We start from the raw sequence: 16,290 nt of genomic DNA on the forward strand, positions 1-16,290 counted from the left end.
GCTAAGCCTTCCTGCGCCGATGGTACTGCACTCGTCAGGGTGTGGGAGAGTAGGTCGCCGCCGACATTCTTTTTGGGGAGACGCCCCTCGGATTCGTCCGGGGGGCGTTTTCGCATGTCCGGGTCCGGTCGAGGCGATCGTGGATCGGCGCCGTCCGGGACCCGGATCGGTCAGAGGTCGGCACCGACCGCGTCGGACACCGAGCTGAAGCCGTCGGTACGCAGCAGGCCGGCGAGGTTGTGGTGCACCCGCGACGGCCACAGCAGTCCGCCGTAGATGAAGCCGGTGTAGGCCTGCACGAGCGTGGCGCCGGCGCGGATCCGGCGATAGGCCTCCCCGGCGTCCTCGATCCCACCCACGGAGATCACGATCTGGCGGTGGGAGAGCCGGGAACGCAGCCGCCGCACCACGTCCAGCGCACGGGCGGCCAGTGGTCGTCCGGAAAGCCCGCCCGCTCCGGCCGCGGCCACGACGTCGTCGGGAGTGCGCAGGCCGTCGCGGGAGACCGTGGTGTTGGTGGCGACGACGCCGTCCAGGCCGAGGCGGACGGCCAGGTCGGCGACCGCGTCGATGTCGGCGTCCGCCAGATCGACGGTGATCTTGACCAGCAACGGCACCGGGCGGCCCGTCGCGACCCGGTCGAGCTCGTCCCGGACGGCGGTCAGCAACGGCTCGAGCGCGTCGGTCTGCTGCAGGTCCCGCAGGCCTGGTGTGTTCGGCGAGCTGACGTTGACGACGACGTAGTCGGCGTAGGCCCCCAGCGCGGCGGCGCTCGCGCGGTAGTCGGCTGCCGCCTCGGCTGCAGGCACGGCCTTGCTCTTGCCGATGTTGACGCCGAGCACGGGCATCCCTGGCTGCGGACGAGCCCGCAGGGCAGCGAGCCGGGGCGCGGCGGCGGAGGCGCCGGCGTTGTTGAAGCCCATCCGATTGATCAGCGCCCGGTCGTCGACCAGGCGGAACAGGCGTGGCGTGGGGTTCCCGGGTTGTGGGCGGCCGGTCACCGTCCCGATCTCGACCGCACCGAACCCGAGACGACCCAGCTCGAGGATGCCCTCGGCGTCCTTGTCGAACCCCGCGGCGAGGCCCAGCGGGCCCGCGAAGTCCAGGCCGAGGGCGCGGCTCCGCAGCACCGGGTCGGAGGGCGTGAGGCGGCCGGCCACCCGCGGCCCGACGCCCGGCGCGCCGGCGACCGCCCGGACCACCCCGAAGCCCATACGGTGCGCGGCCTCGGACGGCACGTGCCGCAGGACGGTGCGGAACAGGGCGTCGTACATGACCCCATCCTCACAGGTGGGCGTGACCGTCAGGGTGTGGCGTCGGCCCCGCCCTCGGGCGACTCGCCGGCCTACTGGTTCCCGCGGGAGAGGCCCAGCTGGTCGAGCATCCGGCGGTCGCGCTTGGTCGGCCGGCCGGCGCCCCGCTCGCGGCGCGCGAACACCGGCGTCGGACCGGCGGGCTCGACGGGCGTGTGGTCGACGTAGCACTCCTGCGCTATCGGTGCCCCGACCCGCTTGTCGATCACGCGGCTGACCTCGACGATGCGGTTCCGGTCGTGTACCCGTGCCCGCACCCGGTCGCCGACCCGGACCGGAGCGGCCGGCTTGGCGGGCCGGCCGTTGACCCGCACGTGCCCGCCACGGCAGGCCGTCGCGGCGTCGGCGCGCGTCTTGGCCAGGCGCACCGACCAGAGCCAGCGGTCCACGCGGGTCGTGTCCATCCCGCCATGGTGCCACCGCCCGCACGCCCGACCCCGCCATCTCGCAGCTGGATGGCTTCACGAACGCGAGGGCGGGTCGGGGAGCTGTGGCGGCTCGATGGGTGGGGTCAGTAGTGGGTGGTGCCGGGGGTGCCGCCGCCGGTGGGGACGGCGTCACCGTTGATCGCGACCGAGCGGGGGGAGCACAGGAAGGTGATCACGTCGGCGACCTCGGCCGCGGTGGTGATTCGGCCGATCGTCGTCGTCGCGTCGAGCTCGGCGCGGGCCGCGGCCTCGTCGGTCCCGGCCGCGGCGGCGCGGTCGGCGATCACCCCGGGCGTCCGCTCGGTCTGGGTGATCCCCGGATGCACGACGGTGACGTTGACGCCGTGCGGACCCAGCTCCTGGGCCAGGGCCGCGCTCATCGAGGCCACCGCGACGTTGCGCACCGACCCGACCAGCGACGTCGACTTCCGGGCGTTCAACCCGCTCACGTTGACGATCCGGCCCCAGCCCTGCGCCGTCATCAGCGGCGCCACCGCCCGCGCGCAGCGCAGGTAGCCGAGCAGCTTGGTCTCCAGCTCGGTGCGGACGGCGTCGTCGGTGACCGACGCGAGGTCCGTCGGCGGCCCGGCGCTCGCGGGCCGGGCGGCCGCGTTGACGAGCACGTCCACCCCGCCGAACCGGTCCGCGACGGTGCCGGTCATCGCCCGCACCGCCGCGTCGTCGGTCGTGTCGGTGGGCACCTCCATGACCTCCGGCGCCCCGGCCTCGCTCAGGCCGGCCGCGGCCGCTGCGAGCCCGTCGGCGTCCCGGGCGACCAGCGCGACCCGCACGCCCTCGGCGGCGAGTGCGCGCGCCGTCGCCAGGCCGATGCCGCGGCTTCCACCGGTCACGATCGCGCGCCGGCCGTCCAGATGCAGATCCATGCCGTCCACCGTCTCGTACCACCGCGCGCGTCGCCCGTGGACGGTGCCCGTCTACGGTGTGCCCGTGGCCGAGCCGATCGACTCCGTGCTGGTGGTGTTCAACCCGGGCAGCACCGGCGACGCCGACGTGCTCGCCGAACGGCTGCGTGTCGAGCTCGCGGGGGCCCGCCCCGAGTTGCTGGTCACGCTGCGCCCCACCGAGTACGCCGGCCACGCCCGGGACATCGCGAGGGAGACCGCGGCCGGCCGCGGCCGGCCGCTGATCGTCTCGGTCAGCGGCGACGGCGGCTACAACGAGGTCGTCAACGGGATCATGGACGTACCCGGGACCGGGGCCGCGGCCGCGGTGCTGGCCGCGGGCAACGCCAACGACCACGACCGGGCCACCGCCCGACGGCCGCTGGTCGAGGCCATCCTGGACGGCCGCACCGAGCGGATGGACCTGCTCGAGATGACCCTCGGCGACACGCCGCCCCAGCACGCGCACTCCTACATCGGGTTCGGGCTCACCCCGGTCGTCGCGTTGCAGATCGAGCAGGGCGGCAAGGGCACGCTGCGCGAGGTGTGGACGACGCTCCGGTCGTTCTGGGCGTTCACCCCGTTCGACATCGAGTTCGCCGACGGACACCGCCGCCGGATCGACAACCTGGTCTTCGCCAACATCGGTGAGATGGCCAAGGTCGCGGAGCTGAGCGAGGGCAGCCGCCCGGACGACGGCCGGTTCGAGGTCGTCCTGCTCGAGCACCGTCCGAAGTGGCGCCAGGTGGCGATCGCGGTGCGGGCCGCGCTGCGCGGCCTGGGCCGGCAGCCGGCGACCGCGGAGTTCCGGTTCACCGTCTGCGGGCCGATGCCGGTGCAGATCGACGGGGAGCTCGACGACGTCGCCGGCGGGACGGCCGTCCGGGTGCGCTGCGCGGCCGGCGCGCTGGCCGTCGTCCGGTAGCGACTAGCCGCCGAGCGAGAACTCGACGACGCCCAGCCCTCCGCCCTCGCCGAACGCGGCGCGCACCCGGGAGCCGCGCGCGATCGGGGCGGGGACCGTCGTCGTGCCGGTGGTGACCACGCCGCCGGCCTCCAGCAGCGCCCCGTACGCAGGCAACGTCTCGGCCAGCCAGGCCAGCACGGCCCACGGGTCGCCGAGCACCTCGGCGCCGCTCCCGGACGCGGTGGCGCCGTCGACGTCGAGCACGGTCGTCGTCGCCGCCAGATCGAGATCGGCGCCGTCGTCGATCTCCGGCCCGAGCACGAACCGGCCCGCGCAGGCGGCGTCGGCCAGCAGCTGCGGAGCCCCCGCCGTCGCGAAATCGGTGAACCGGGACTCCGGCAGCTCCACCGCGCAGTGCACCGCCGCCACCGCGGCACGCAGCTCGTCCCGGGACGCACCCGGCCCGACCGTCGCCCCCATCCGGAACGCGAACTCCGCCTCGGCGACGGCCATGTGCAGGTCGTCGGACGGGACGACGTCGCCCGGCACGTGCCGGAACCGTTCGAACAGCGGTCCGGGGAGCGGGGCGTCGATGCCGATGTGCGCCTGCCCGGCGGTCGCCGTCGCGGCCAGCTTCCAGCCGTAGGAGGGGCCCGCCCGCTCGCTCAGCCGGCGCTGCGCCGCGAACCCCTCGGCCAGGGACCTCGGGCGCAGCAGCTCGGGCAGTGCGGCCAGCCGTTCACCGGTCGTCCAGGCCTGCCACAGCGCACCGGCGGTGCCGTCCGAGCGCACCAGGTCCACGGCATCCGGGTCGACGTCCCCGCGGTCCGGGGCGGCGCCCGCGTCACTGGGTCCGGAGGGGCTGTGCGGTGCGGTCATCGGACCGGATGATGCCAGGTCCCCTCCCCGGTCCCGATGCAAGCTCCGCGCGCTCCGCTCAGCGCCGATGCAAGCTCCGCACGCTCCGCTCAGCCCCGATGCACGCTCCGCACGCTCCGCTCAGCGCCGGGACAGCACCTCGGCCACCCGGCGGACCCGCTCGTCGGCCAGTGCCTCCTCCAGCGTCACCGGCAGCGGGAGCCGCCAGTTCGGGTACTCGTCGACGGTGCCTGGCAGGTTCGGCTGCCGCGGCTCGCCCAGGACGTCGTGGAACGAGGCGAGCACCAGCCGTGACGGGGCCGCGGCCAGCAGGCCGTGCAGGGCCACCACGATCTCGTCGGTGTCGGTGACGTCGGGGGACTCCAGCAGTCCCTCGCCGGCGAGCAGGGCCAGCAGCTCGTCGCGGTCCGCGGCGGCCCGCGCGGCTTCGGTGTCGGGGTCATCGAGCAACCCCAGCTCGGTGCGGACCCGCACCTGCTCCCCGCGCAGGAACCCGGCTGCGGTCGGCAGGTCGTGCGTGGAGATCGTCGCCACCGAGTCCTCCGGCCAGCGGGACGGCGGGCGCAGCGGGCCGTCGTCGCCACCGGTGACCGGGTCGGGATCGCGGGAGAACCAGAGCACCGTCGAGCTGAGCAGCTCCCGTTCGGCCATCTGCTCGCGGACCTCCGGCAGCACCGTCCCCAGGTCCTCGCCGACGACCAACGCGTCCGCCCGGTGCGCCTCCAGCAGCAGCACGGCGAGCATCGCGTCGGCGTCGTAGTGCACGTAGGTCCCGCGGTCCGCCGACTCGCCGGCGGGCACCCACCACAGCCGCCACAGGCCCATCACGTGATCGATCCGCAGCCCGTCGGCGTGCGCGAGCAGCGAACGGATCATGTCACCGAACGCCGCGTACCCGGTGTCCGCCAGCCGGTCCGGTCGCCACGGAGGCAGGCCCCAGGTCTGGCCGCGCTGGTTGAAGGCGTCCGGCGGGGCGCCGACCGTGGCACCGAGGGCCAGATCGTCCTGCAGCATCCACGCGTCGGCCCCCTCCGGGTCGCAGCCCACTGCGAGGTCGTGGATGACGCCGACCGGCATCCCCGCCTCGCGGGCCGCGGCGCGGACGCCGGCGAGCTGGGCCTGCGTCTGGCGCTGCACCCAGGCGTGGAACGCCACCCGCGGAGCCAGTTCGGCGCGGGCCGCGGCGACCGCCGAACCGTCCGGGCGGCGCAGCCCCTCCGGCCACAGCGACCAGCGGCCGCCGTAGCGCTCGGTGAGCGCGCAGTAGGTCGCGAACGAGATCAGGTCGTCGTCGTTCCCGCCCACGCCGCCGTCCGGATGCCCGGCCGAGCGCCACAACGCCTCGAGCGCGGAGCGCTTCGCCGCCCAGACGCGGTCGTGCGCGATCCGGTCGCCGGTGGTCTCCGGGCGCAGCGCGTCGACCTCGGCCCGGGTGGCCGGACCGGCGTCGGCGTAGGCGGGCAGGTCGGTGATCCGCAAGGCCAGCGGGGTGGCGTAGCGGCGCGACGACGGTGTGTACGGCGAGGGCTGCACCGGCGGGACCGGGGTGATCGCGTGCAGCGGGTTCAGCAGCACCGCACCCGCGCCGTGCCCGCCGCGGACCAGGTCGGTGAGGTCACCGAGGTCGCCGATGCCCCACGAGCGGCGCGAGTGCAGCGCGTACAGCTGCAGCATCCAGCCCCAGGTGCGCGGCGGGTCGGTCAGCGCAGGCGGGGCGACAACGACCGTCGCGCGGCCGGCGTCGGTCTCCAGCAGGTGCCGACCGGGTTCCAGACCGGACGGCAGCACGCCGTCCACATCGAACGCCGGACCGTCCTCGGTGGTGAGCCGGCCGCGTCCCGGGACCGGGCGGGACCGGTCGGATCGCAGCCCGATCGTCGGGGGCAGCGTGGTCGCGGCGGCCTTCTCCCGGGCGCGGGCGAGCGCGATCCGCTGCGCGTCCGGGCCGGACACGTCGACCTCGAGCAGGTCCAGCACGTTCCGCACCACGGTGGCGTCGATCGGCACCTCGGTGCGGGTGCCGTCCAGGAACGAGGTCGCGACGCCGTGCGCGGCGGCGATCTCGGCGAGCTCGGGGTGCACCGGGTCGCGGGTCATGGGGACGATCCTGACCGATCGCCGCGGGCCCGGGGCGGCCGGTGCGTCTGCCGGGTCCGGTGCGCCCGGCGGCCCGCCGCCGGAGCAGCCCGGACGCCGACACGCGCGATCGTCCGGCCGATCCGGATCGGGAGGTCATCGGTGCTACGGTGCGTCGCCGGACGCGCCGACCGGGTCACCGGATCAGGTCGCACCCGTCGGTGCGCCGGATCCGTCCGGGCCCGACCGTGCCGATGCGCAGGAGAGGACCGGTCGTCCCGTTCCGGCAGGAGGATCTCCGGATGTCGACGTTGGCCCTTCTGGGGCTGTTGGTGGTGGTGCTGGTGGCCGTCGGGATCGCAGCGTTCCTGCGGTGGGGGCGGAGCCGGGACGGGCACTCGACGTCACGGGACGACGAGCGCCCGCGCACCGTCGCGGACCTGGTCGACCGCCGGGCCCGGGGGATCGACGACAACCCGGCCCCGCGGCCGGACGATGCTCCGGCCGGAGCCGCCGGGCACGACGAGGACCTCGCGGAGCCCCGCGCCGAGGCGACCGACCCCGCGGCGGCCGCCGCGCCGGAACCGGCGCCGTCCCGGCCCCGGTCGGCCATCGGCCCGACGGTCTCGTCCGCGCCGGACATCAGCGAGGTCCGCGACGACGAGATCCAGGACGACGACGAGACCCGGGACCACGACGAGACCCGGGACGACGAGACCCGGGGCACCGTGGACAACCGCGACGGCGACGCCACAAACGAGCTCCCGGAGGTGTCCGCCGCCGGCCCGCGGATCGTGCCGGACGTCAGCGCCGGGCCGGTCGGCCCGCCCTGGTCGCGGGGGTTCAAGGACGGCAAGCCGGTGGAGCCGGTCGAGCCGCCCCGCCCGACGCCGGGCCCGCGGCCGGCGCCGTCGCGCCCCGCCGCCGGGCCGTTCGACGACGACGACACGCCCACCGGTCCGGGCCCGATCAGCTCGGCGCCCGACATCAGCGCGCCGCGGGACACCGGGGCGACCGGCCCCGACGACGAGGACCGCGGTGGTCAGAATCGTGCCGGGACCGCCGGGGCTGTCGCGGGGACGGCGGGTGCGGCCGCGCTCGGAACCCGCGCGGTGCGACGCGACGCGGACACAGCCGGGTCCGGTGATCTGCCGGCGGACGAGGCCGGCGCCACGGCCGAGGGCGCGTCCGGCGCCAGCGTGGACGCCGGGACATCCGGTGCCCATCAGGAGGCCACCGACGACGACGCCACCGAGGGAGGCGCCACCGAGCACCTCGGCACCGGGGGCAGCGACGCCGGAAGCTCCGCCGCCGGAAGTCCCGACGCCGAAGGCGCCGACGCCGAAGGCACCGATTCCGCAGGCACCGATTCCGCAGGCACGGACGCTGCTAACGGGCCGGTCGGGATCGCCGCGGTCGGCGAGACCGGTGCCCGCACCGCCGGGAACACCGCCGATCCGGCCCGGGCGACCGACCCGACACCCTCCACTGCCGCTTCCGAGGACGTCGGGCCGGTTGGGCCGGTCACCCCCGCCGAGCCGTCCGCGGCCGGGATCCGACCGGCGGCCCCGCCGCGGGTCGATCCCCGCTCACCGGTCGATCCGGACCTGGTCAAGCGGGTCACCGCCATCCCGGCCGACCGCTCGACCAGCCGGACCACGGCCACCCCGGACACCGAGCGGGAGTTCCGCGAGGCCCGGGACCGGATCTCCGGACAGCCCGCCTGGCGGGTGCCCGAGCAGGCCGGCGCGTCCGAGCCGACCGGACGGCCCGGCCCTTCCCTGCGGCGGGCTACCACCACCGCGGAGCCAGCGGCCGCCGACCGGGCCGGCGGCGACACCGAGTTCGGCGACACGGAGTCCGACGACACCGGGTCCGGCGGTACCGAGCGCGGCGACACCGGGTCCGGCTATATCGAGTCCAGCGACACGGCCCCCGGTGACGCCGGCCCCGGTGACGCGGGCCCCGGTGACGCGAGCCCGGGCTCCGGGAAGTCCTCCGGCGCGGGCCGGATCGCCGCCTCGGCCGGGCTCGCCGCAGCCGGGGTTGCCGGCGTCACGGCGGTCTCGCGCACCGGCACCCGGAACGCACGGTCCGACGAGGACCACGACGACGGCGAGGCCGCCGAGCCCGCCCCTCGCCCGGCACCGCGGACACTGCGCTCGGCCCGCCCCGCCGGCGGCCCACCGCCCCCGGCGGCACCCCCGAACGTCGGTGTCGGCGGGCCGCCGCCCCCCGACGCCGGAACGTCCCGCCCCGGCACCCCCGACACCGGCACCCCCGACACCGGCACCCCCGACACCGGCACCCCCGACACCGGCACCCCCGACACCGGCACCGGCACCCCCGACACCGGCACCGGCATCCTCGACGCCGGCGCGAGTGAGCCGTCCCGGCGCGGCACGGAAGCCGAGCGGGCCGGGCGAACCGGACAGGCCGCACGGACCGAGCCGACCGAGGAGACCGCACCCCCCGTGCGCAGCACACCGCCCGCCCCGATCAGCCCCACCACCCGTCCGGACATCGAGGACACCGTGGTGTTCGCCGCCGTCCGGCCCGGGCCGGAGCCGTCGGCGGTCGTCCCGGACACCGCGCCGCAGACCGTCGAGACCCGGGTGCTCGGCCAGGACGGCGAGCCGCTCGCCGGGGCCGAGGTCGCGCTGCGGGACCGCACCGGCCGGGGCCTGGCTACCGCCACCACCGGCACCGACGGCGTCGCCGGGATCACCGCGCCCGGGGCCGGGCAGTACGTGCTGGTCGCGACGACGGCCGGGCACCGTCCCGGGGTCACCGCCTGCTCGGTCGCCGACGAGCCCGCCACGGCCGCGCTGACCCTGCGCCGCTCCGCAGCCCTGTCCGGCACCGTCACGACGGCGTCCGGCGCGCCGGCCTCGCAGGTGCCGGTCACCGTCGAGCAGGACGGCGAGGCGGTCGCCGCCACCCGCACCGGCGACGACGGCACCTTCCACATCCCCGACCTCGACGCGGGCTGGTACCGGGTCGTCGCCGAGGCCGACGGCTCGGCCGTGGGCGCCACCGTCGAGATCTCGGCGGGCGCCGAGGTCGAGTGCGATCTCACCGGCGGAACCGGGTCGTGACCCGCGAGCCGGACGTGCACGGCCGGCTCCCCGGGGTCGGCGGCGTCGACCTGTACTGGCAGTGCTGGCTGCCCACGGGCGAGCCGACCGGCGTGCTGCTGATCAGCCACGGGATCGGCGAGCACTCCGGCCGGTACGACCCCGTGGTCGGCACGCTGCTGCCCGACGGCTGGGCGATCTACGGCCTGGACCACCGCGGGCACGGCCGCTCCGGTGGCACCCGGGTGCACGTGCGCCGCTACGACGACCTGCTGCAGGACTTCGAGACCTTCCGCCGCGACGTCGCCGCCCGGCACCCCGGGCTGCCGCTGTTCCTGCTCGGGCACAGCCTCGGCGGCCAGATCGCGCTGGCCTACGCGCTGCGCCACCAGGACCGGCTGTCCGGACTCGCGCTGTCCGCGCCGGCCCTGGTCAGTGACACCGTCCCGGCCCGGCTGGTGCCGGTGCTGGCACTCGTCGCGCGGGCCCTGCCGACGTTGCGACCGGTCGGCATCGACGACTCCGCGATCAGCTCCGACCCGGCCGTCGTCGCCGACTACCGGGCGGACCCGCTGGTCCACCACGGGAAGCCGACCCTGTCCCTCGGCGCCGCGATCTACGCCCAGATGGACAGTCTGCCGCCGCGGGCGGTCGAGCTGCGGCTGCCGCTGCTGATCCAGCACGGCACCGAGGACCGGCTCACCGACCCCTCCGGCACCCGCCGGTTGGACGAGGCCAGTGGCTCCCCGGACACCACCGTGCAGTGGTACGACGGTCTGTGGCACGAGATCTTCCACGAACCGGGACGGGACGCCCCGCTCGGCGACCTACGGCGCTGGCTGGCCGAGCACCGCGACGGCGGACGCTGACCCGGCCGAGAACGGTCCCTACCCTGCCGGGGCCGGTGTGCGGGTGGGATCGTAGCGACGGCAACGAAACGGGGTGTCCGGCACGGTGGAGCGAACCGACGAGCAGGTCTGCGGCCGCAGCGTGTCCGCGTGGACCCTGCTGGAGACCACCGACTGGGCGGCCACCGCCCTCGGCGCGCGGTCCGGCTGGGACCGCGAGCTGGAGGACACCGTCCGGTTCATGCTGGAGAGCCGGCAGCCGCTGACCGCCTGGTGGGGGCCCGAGCTCGTCCTGCTCTACAACGACGCGTTCATCGAGCTGGCCGGCTACCGGCACCCGGGCTCGTACGGCCGCCCGCTGCGCGAGGGCTGGCCGGAGGTCGCCGAGCACCTCGCCGAGGAGCTCCCGCAGCTGCGCTCCGGCGACCGGGCCGGCATCTACCGGGCCGCGGACCGGATCGTCCTGCACCGCTGGGACGTGCCGGAGGCGACCTGGTGGAACTACTCCAGCACCCCGGTGCGCGACCCCTCCGGTGCGGTGCTCGGGCTGGTCACGCTCTGCTCGGAGATCACCGAGGGGATCGTCGGGGCCCGCCGGATGCGGGTGCTGGCCGAGCTCGGCGAGGTCGCCCGGGACGCGCCAACGGTCGACGTCGCCGTCGAGCGGCTCACCGCCGTGCTCGAGGCCGCGGACGAGGACGTCGCGTGCGTGACCGCCGTCGTGCACGACGGGGAGGGTTCGCGCACGGCCACCTCGGTGCGGATCACCGAGCTGCCCGACGACCGGGTGCCCGCCGATCCCGGCCCGGACGCCGGGGCTGCGGTCGAGTTCACGACCGTCGACCCGGTCCCGACGACCGGCGCGGGCCCGGTGACCGAACTCGCCCGCGCCGTGCAGCACACCCCGGACGGCGCCGTCGGCGTCACGGTCACGATCGGGGCACCCGCGTTGCTGCCCCTCGACGAGGCGCACCGGGCGTTCCTGCGGCTGCTGGTCGGGCACGTCGGCACCGTGCTGACCGGCGCGCTGGCCCGGGACCGGGAGCGCGACACCCGCGACGACCGGGAATCCCTCGAGCAGGCCCGCGCCGACTACTACGCCGGCCTCGGCGACGCGTTCCGCGACCCGCTGACCCTGGTTCTCGGCCCGCTGGAGCGGCTGCGCCGGCACGACGAGACGGGGGTGCGGTCCGAGGCCGAGCTCGCCCACCGCAACGCCGAGCGGATGCTCAAGCTGGTGGACGGGCTGCTGGACGTGTCCGCGCTGCAGAGCGGACGGCACGAGGGACTGTTCGCGCCGACCGAGCTGGGCGTCACCACCGACCGGCTGGTCGCGGCGTTCGCACCGGTGATCGAGCAGGCCGGGCTGGACCTGCAGGTCTCCTGCGCGGAGCTGGACCGTCCCGCCTGGGTCGACCGGGACGCCTGGGAGAAGATCGTCCTCAACCTGCTCAGCAACGCCGTCAAGTACACCCTCGAGGGCGGCGTCACCGTCGAGCTCGGGCAGGACGGCGAGCGGGTCGTGCTGACGGTCGCGGACACCGGTGGGGGCGTCCCGGACGACGAGGTCGACTCGGTGTTCGAGCGCTTCCACCTCCCCGGCCCCCCGCGCGGGCGCACCGCGGAGGGCAGCGGGCTGGGGCTGCCGCTGATCCGGCAGCTGGTCCGGCTGCACGGCGGGTCGATCGGCGTCACCGGGACCCCGGGCGGGGGCGCCACCTTCACCGTCTCGATCCCGCTGGGGTTCGCGCACCTGCCCGAGGGCCGGCTCGTGCGGTCCCGGGTCGGCGTGCGCCGCACGCCGCAGCTGGCCGGGCCGTACGTGGCCGAGGCACTGCGCTGGCTGCCCGACCCGCCCGGCCCGGACGACGGCGCCGCAGCACCCGCCCCCGCCGCCGGGCGGGAGAGCTCGCTGGACGGCTCGGTCGTCGACGGGCTGGACCTGGACCGGCGGGACCGGGTGCTGGTCGTCGACGACGACCGGGAGATGCGCGGCTACCTGCGGGACCTGCTGTCCGAACGGTGGACGGTGCAGATCGTCGGGGACGGCCCCGCGGCCCTCGACGCGGCCCGCACCGACCCGCCGGACCTCGTCGTCGCCGACGCCGGGCTGCCGGCCGGCGGGATCGGGCTGCTCCGGGCGCTGCGCTCGGACCCGCGCACGGTCGGCGTGCCGGTGGTGCTGCTGTCCTCGCAGGCCGGCGAGGAGGCCGCGGTCGAGGGCTTCGCGTCCGGCGCCGACGACTACCTGGTCCGCCCGTTCTCGTCCCGCGAGCTGCTCGCCCGGGTCGCGAACCACCTGCAGCTGGGCCGGGTCCGGCGGGCCGCGGAGCTGCAGTTCCGGGCGATGGCGGACTCCACGCCCGCGCTGATCTGGGTGGACGACCCGGGCGGTCACCGGCTGTTCGTCAACCGCGGCTGGCTCGACTTCACCGGGGTCGAGGACCCGGCCGACGAGCTCGGGCACGACTGGCGGAACCGGATCCACCCCGACGACCGGGAGCGCTACCGCTCGGCGACCGCCGCCGCGACCCGGGCGCACGCCCCGTTCGAGGTCGAGTACCGGCTGCGCGACCGCACCGGGCGGTACCGCTGGGTGCTCGACCGCGGCGCGCCGGTGCGCGACCGCGAGCGGTCGGCCGGCTACGTCGGCGGCTGCCTCGACATCGACGTCCAGCACCGCGAGCAGCGCCGGCACCGGATCTACTCCGAGGTCGCGGAGTCGATGGAGCGGGAGATCACCCGTACCGCCCGGACCGACCAGCTGGCCCGCACGGTCGTCGACGACGGGCTCGGCGACATCGCGCTGGTGCACGAGACCGACCCCGAGGACCCAGGTGCGACCCTGGCCGTCGCCGCGGACCGCACGGCGCTGGAACCGTCGCTGTGGCGGCTCGGCCCGCTCACCCCGATCGGGGACCGGCTGCACCGCCCGGAGATCGTCGGCCCGGACCGGCTGGACGAGGTGCTCGGCCGGCTCCCGGACGACCAGCGCCGGGCCTGGGAGCGGCTGCGGATCTGCTCGGCGATGGGGGTGCCGCTGCCGGCCCGCGGCCGGAACAGCGCGGTGCTCACCCTCGCCCGCTGCGAGCCGGGTGAGCCGCACACCGCCGACGACCTGGACCTGCTGTCCGAGATCGGGCGGCGGGCCGGCCTCGCGGTCGACAACGCCCGGCTGCTCGAGCAGGAGCGCTCCTCGGCCCAGCGGCTCGGCCTCCTGCACCGGGCGACGGCCAAGATGTCCGCGGCGGCCACCCCGGGCGAGGTCGCCGCGATCGCCGCCGACCACATCGTCGACCTGTTCGACGCCGACTACGCCGGGCTGTGGGAGGTGCGCGGAACGAGCCTGAACGCGCTCACCGGACACGGCTGGGACGCCGAGCTGTGGCGCCGGGCCGGCGAGCTCGACCTGACCCCGGGGACGGCGTTCGCGGAGGTCGTCGAGGGCCACGAGCCGCTGTGGCTGTCGCACGGGGAGTGGGCCCGACGGTTCCACGAGCAGGTCGACATCGCCCAGGAGCACGTCCGGGCCCTGGGCCTCCTGCCGCTGAAGGCCGGCGGGCGGGTGATCGGCGTGCTCGGCGTGGCGTTCGTGGCCGACCGACGGTTGTCCGAGGCCGACCGGGAGGCCGCCGCGGCGGTCGCCGAGCTCGCCGCCCAGGCACTGGACCGGGCGTTCATGCTGGACGCCGAGACCGAGGCCCGGCGGCTCGCCGAACGGCTCGGCGCGGTGGCCACCGGCCTGGCCCGGGCCACCGACCTGCAGTCGGTGGCCGAGGTCGTCGTCGAGCACGGCCGGACCTCGATCGGCGCCGACGCGGTCGCGGTGCTGGTGCTCGACGAGAGCGGCACCCTGCAGCTGCTCGGCGAGGCCGGCTGGCCGGAGGACGGTCCGGCGATGCGTACCCCCGGCCGCGGGCACCCGCTGGGCCAGGCGGTGGCCACGGGCGCGCCGGTCTGGAACGCCGATCCCGAGGCCGAGGAGGTCCGGCGCTACCCGGTGCACACCGCGGTGCCGCTGATGGTGGCCGCCCGCCCGATCGGCGTGCTCGGGTTCCGCTTCCCGCGCGAGCCCGCGCACACCCCCGAGCAGCGACGGTTCGTGTTGACCCTGGCCAACCAGTGCGCGCAGGCGATCATGCGGGCCCAGCTGCACCAGGCCGAGCACGAGGTCGCGGTGACGCTGCAGCGCAGCCTGCTGCCGCAGAAGCTGCCCGAGCTGGAGCGGTTGTCGCTGGCCACCCGGTACCGGCCGGGGACCCAGGGTACCGAGGCCGGTGGTGACTGGTTCGACGTGCTGGACCTGCCCGACGGCGTCGTCGCGATGGTCGTCGGCGACGTGGTCGGGCGCGGTCCGGCCGCCGCCGCGGTGATGGGGCAGCTGCGCAGCGCCGTGGCGTCGAACCTGGTGAACGGTCAGGGTCCGGCCGGTGCGCTGGAGCAGCTCGACCAGTACGCGTTCCGGGTGCGCGGCGCGACCGCCAGCACCGTGGCGATCGCCTGCATCGACGTCGGGACCGGGACCCTGCGCTACGCCACCGCCGGGCACCCGCCGCCGCTGGTCGCCGGGCCGGACGGGGTGCGCTCCCTGGACGAGGGCCGCGGGGTGCCGCTGGGCATCTCCGGGCGGCCACCGTTCGCCGAGGCCACCGACCGGATCGTCCCGGGGGAGACGATCCTGCTGTGCTCGGACGGGCTGTTCGAGCGCCGGAACGAGGTGATCGACGACGGCCTGGCCCGGCTCTCCGCGGCGTTCGGCGAACTCGCCGACCTGCAGCCGCGGGACATGGCCGACACCCTGCTCAACCGGATGTCCGAGGGCGTCGCGATCCCGGACGACACCGTCGTCGTGGTCGCCCGGCTGATGCCGCCGCCGCTGCACACCGTGATCGCGGCCGAACCGAAGCGGCTCGCCCCGTTGCGCCGCTCGGTCGGGGCCTGGGCCCAGACCTGTGGGATGGGCTCGGACGGGACCAGCGACCTGCAGCTCACTGTCGGTGAGGCGGCGACGAACGCGATCGAGCACGCCTACCCACCCGGCGGCGCCGATGCCGGGGTCGAGATCGAGCTGGCGCTGGTCCCGGACGGTTCGGTGACCGTGCGGGTCCGCGACGAGGGCCGGTGGCGCCCGCCGCCGGTCGACCCGGGGTACCGCGGCCGAGGTATCGCGCTGATCCGCGAGCTCGCCGAGGATGTGCTCATCGAGGCGTCGGACGACGGCACCGCCGTCCGCTTCCGGCTGCCCGCCACGCCGGTGGAGATCGGCACTCCGGGGGCGGGGCCGCCGGTCGAGTTCGTGGCCGGCGAGCCCGAACCGGAACGCGATCCGAGGACCGGTGCCGGCGGCACCACGGACGCCGTGGTGGCCGCGGACACCACGGGTTCCGAGGGCCCGGCGGACGCCGCCGCCGACGGCCGGGACCCCGGTGCCCTGTCGCCGACCCGGTTGCGGGTCGCGCCGGACCCGCACGGGGTCCGGCTCACCGTCGTCGGGGACCTGGACATGGGCGGGGTCGCCGCGATCCGCGCACCGCTGATGGAGCACCTGGAACGAGGGTTGCCGGTGACCCTGACGCTGGGCACCGACTCCTTCGTCAGCAGCGCCGGCATCGCGTTGCTGTCGGAGGCGGCCCGGCGGACCCGGGCAGGCGGGCAGGCGCTGACCCTGGTCGCCCCGGCCGGCAGCCAGGCCCGCCGGTCGCTGGTGCTGTCCGGGCTGGACACGGTGATCGGGATGTCCGACGAGGGCTGACGCCGAGCTGTCCGGACACCACGGAGCTGTCCGGACGACCCTGGGCCGCTCCCACGGGCCGGACCACGCCTTGAAGCCGGGCCCGGGAACCGGGGCGACCGGGATGCC

General features: G+C 76.0%; 9 protein-coding genes. 4 read left to right on the plus strand and 5 right to left on the minus strand.

The window, feature by feature from the left end:
- Window positions 1-170: 170 nt before the first annotated feature.
- The 3 genes from ACLFMI_RS26040 to ACLFMI_RS26050 all read right to left on the minus strand — a co-directional run bounded on the left by ACLFMI_RS26040 (window position 171) and on the right by ACLFMI_RS26050 (window position 2,625).
- Window positions 171-1,274 carry a quinone-dependent dihydroorotate dehydrogenase gene (locus tag ACLFMI_RS26040; protein WP_410950607.1) on the minus strand — a complete coding sequence of 368 codons (1,104 nt, stop codon included), beginning with the start codon at window positions 1,272-1,274 and terminating at the stop codon, window positions 171-173.
- Window positions 1,275-1,345: 71 nt separating this feature from the next.
- Window positions 1,346-1,717, minus strand: coding sequence for an RNA-binding S4 domain-containing protein (locus ACLFMI_RS26045; RefSeq protein WP_410950608.1), 372 nt, complete (start codon window positions 1,715-1,717; stop codon window positions 1,346-1,348).
- Window positions 1,718-1,824: 107 nt separating this feature from the next.
- Window positions 1,825-2,625 (minus strand): SDR family NAD(P)-dependent oxidoreductase, encoded by an 801-nt coding sequence (locus ACLFMI_RS26050; RefSeq protein WP_410950609.1) that lies wholly within the window; start codon window positions 2,623-2,625, stop codon window positions 1,825-1,827.
- Window positions 2,626-2,689: 64 nt separating this feature from the next.
- On the opposite strand from ACLFMI_RS26050, the gene ACLFMI_RS26055 reads away from it, so the two are divergent.
- The gene (locus ACLFMI_RS26055) at window positions 2,690-3,568 is read left to right on the plus strand and encodes a diacylglycerol/lipid kinase family protein (RefSeq protein ID WP_410950610.1); all 879 of its coding nucleotides are present in this window, start codon (window positions 2,690-2,692) and stop codon (window positions 3,566-3,568) included.
- A gap of 3 nt (window positions 3,569-3,571) precedes the next feature.
- On the opposite strand, the gene ACLFMI_RS26060 is transcribed toward ACLFMI_RS26055, so the two are convergent.
- Both ACLFMI_RS26060 and malQ read right to left on the minus strand, forming a co-directional pair.
- Window positions 3,572-4,429, minus strand: coding sequence for a 2-keto-4-pentenoate hydratase (locus tag ACLFMI_RS26060; RefSeq protein WP_410950611.1), 858 nt, complete (start codon window positions 4,427-4,429; stop codon window positions 3,572-3,574).
- A gap of 120 nt (window positions 4,430-4,549) precedes the next feature.
- Window positions 4,550-6,526 (minus strand): 4-alpha-glucanotransferase, encoded by a 1,977-nt coding sequence (malQ, locus tag ACLFMI_RS26065; RefSeq protein ID WP_410950612.1) that lies wholly within the window; start codon window positions 6,524-6,526, stop codon window positions 4,550-4,552.
- A gap of 281 nt (window positions 6,527-6,807) precedes the next feature.
- On the opposite strand from malQ, the gene ACLFMI_RS26070 reads away from it, so the two are divergent.
- From ACLFMI_RS26070 to ACLFMI_RS26080, 3 genes are all read left to right on the plus strand, one after another.
- Window positions 6,808-9,603: a carboxypeptidase regulatory-like domain-containing protein gene (locus ACLFMI_RS26070; RefSeq protein ID WP_410950613.1), complete on the plus strand. Its 2,796-nt coding sequence runs from the start codon at window positions 6,808-6,810 to the stop codon at window positions 9,601-9,603.
- Window positions 9,600-10,451, plus strand: a complete 852-nt coding sequence (locus ACLFMI_RS26075; protein WP_410950614.1) for an alpha/beta hydrolase — start codon at window positions 9,600-9,602, stop codon at window positions 10,449-10,451. The genes ACLFMI_RS26070 and ACLFMI_RS26075 overlap by 4 nt, the downstream gene beginning before the upstream one ends.
- Before the next feature lie 85 nt (window positions 10,452-10,536).
- Window positions 10,537-16,182, plus strand: coding sequence for a SpoIIE family protein phosphatase (locus ACLFMI_RS26080; RefSeq protein WP_410950615.1), 5,646 nt, complete (start codon window positions 10,537-10,539; stop codon window positions 16,180-16,182).
- The last annotated feature ends 108 nt before the right edge of the window (window positions 16,183-16,290 follow it).

This window comes from Pseudonocardia nantongensis, assembly GCF_046546495.1.
GTDB classification, from domain to species: domain Bacteria; phylum Actinomycetota; class Actinomycetes; order Mycobacteriales; family Pseudonocardiaceae; genus Pseudonocardia; species Pseudonocardia nantongensis.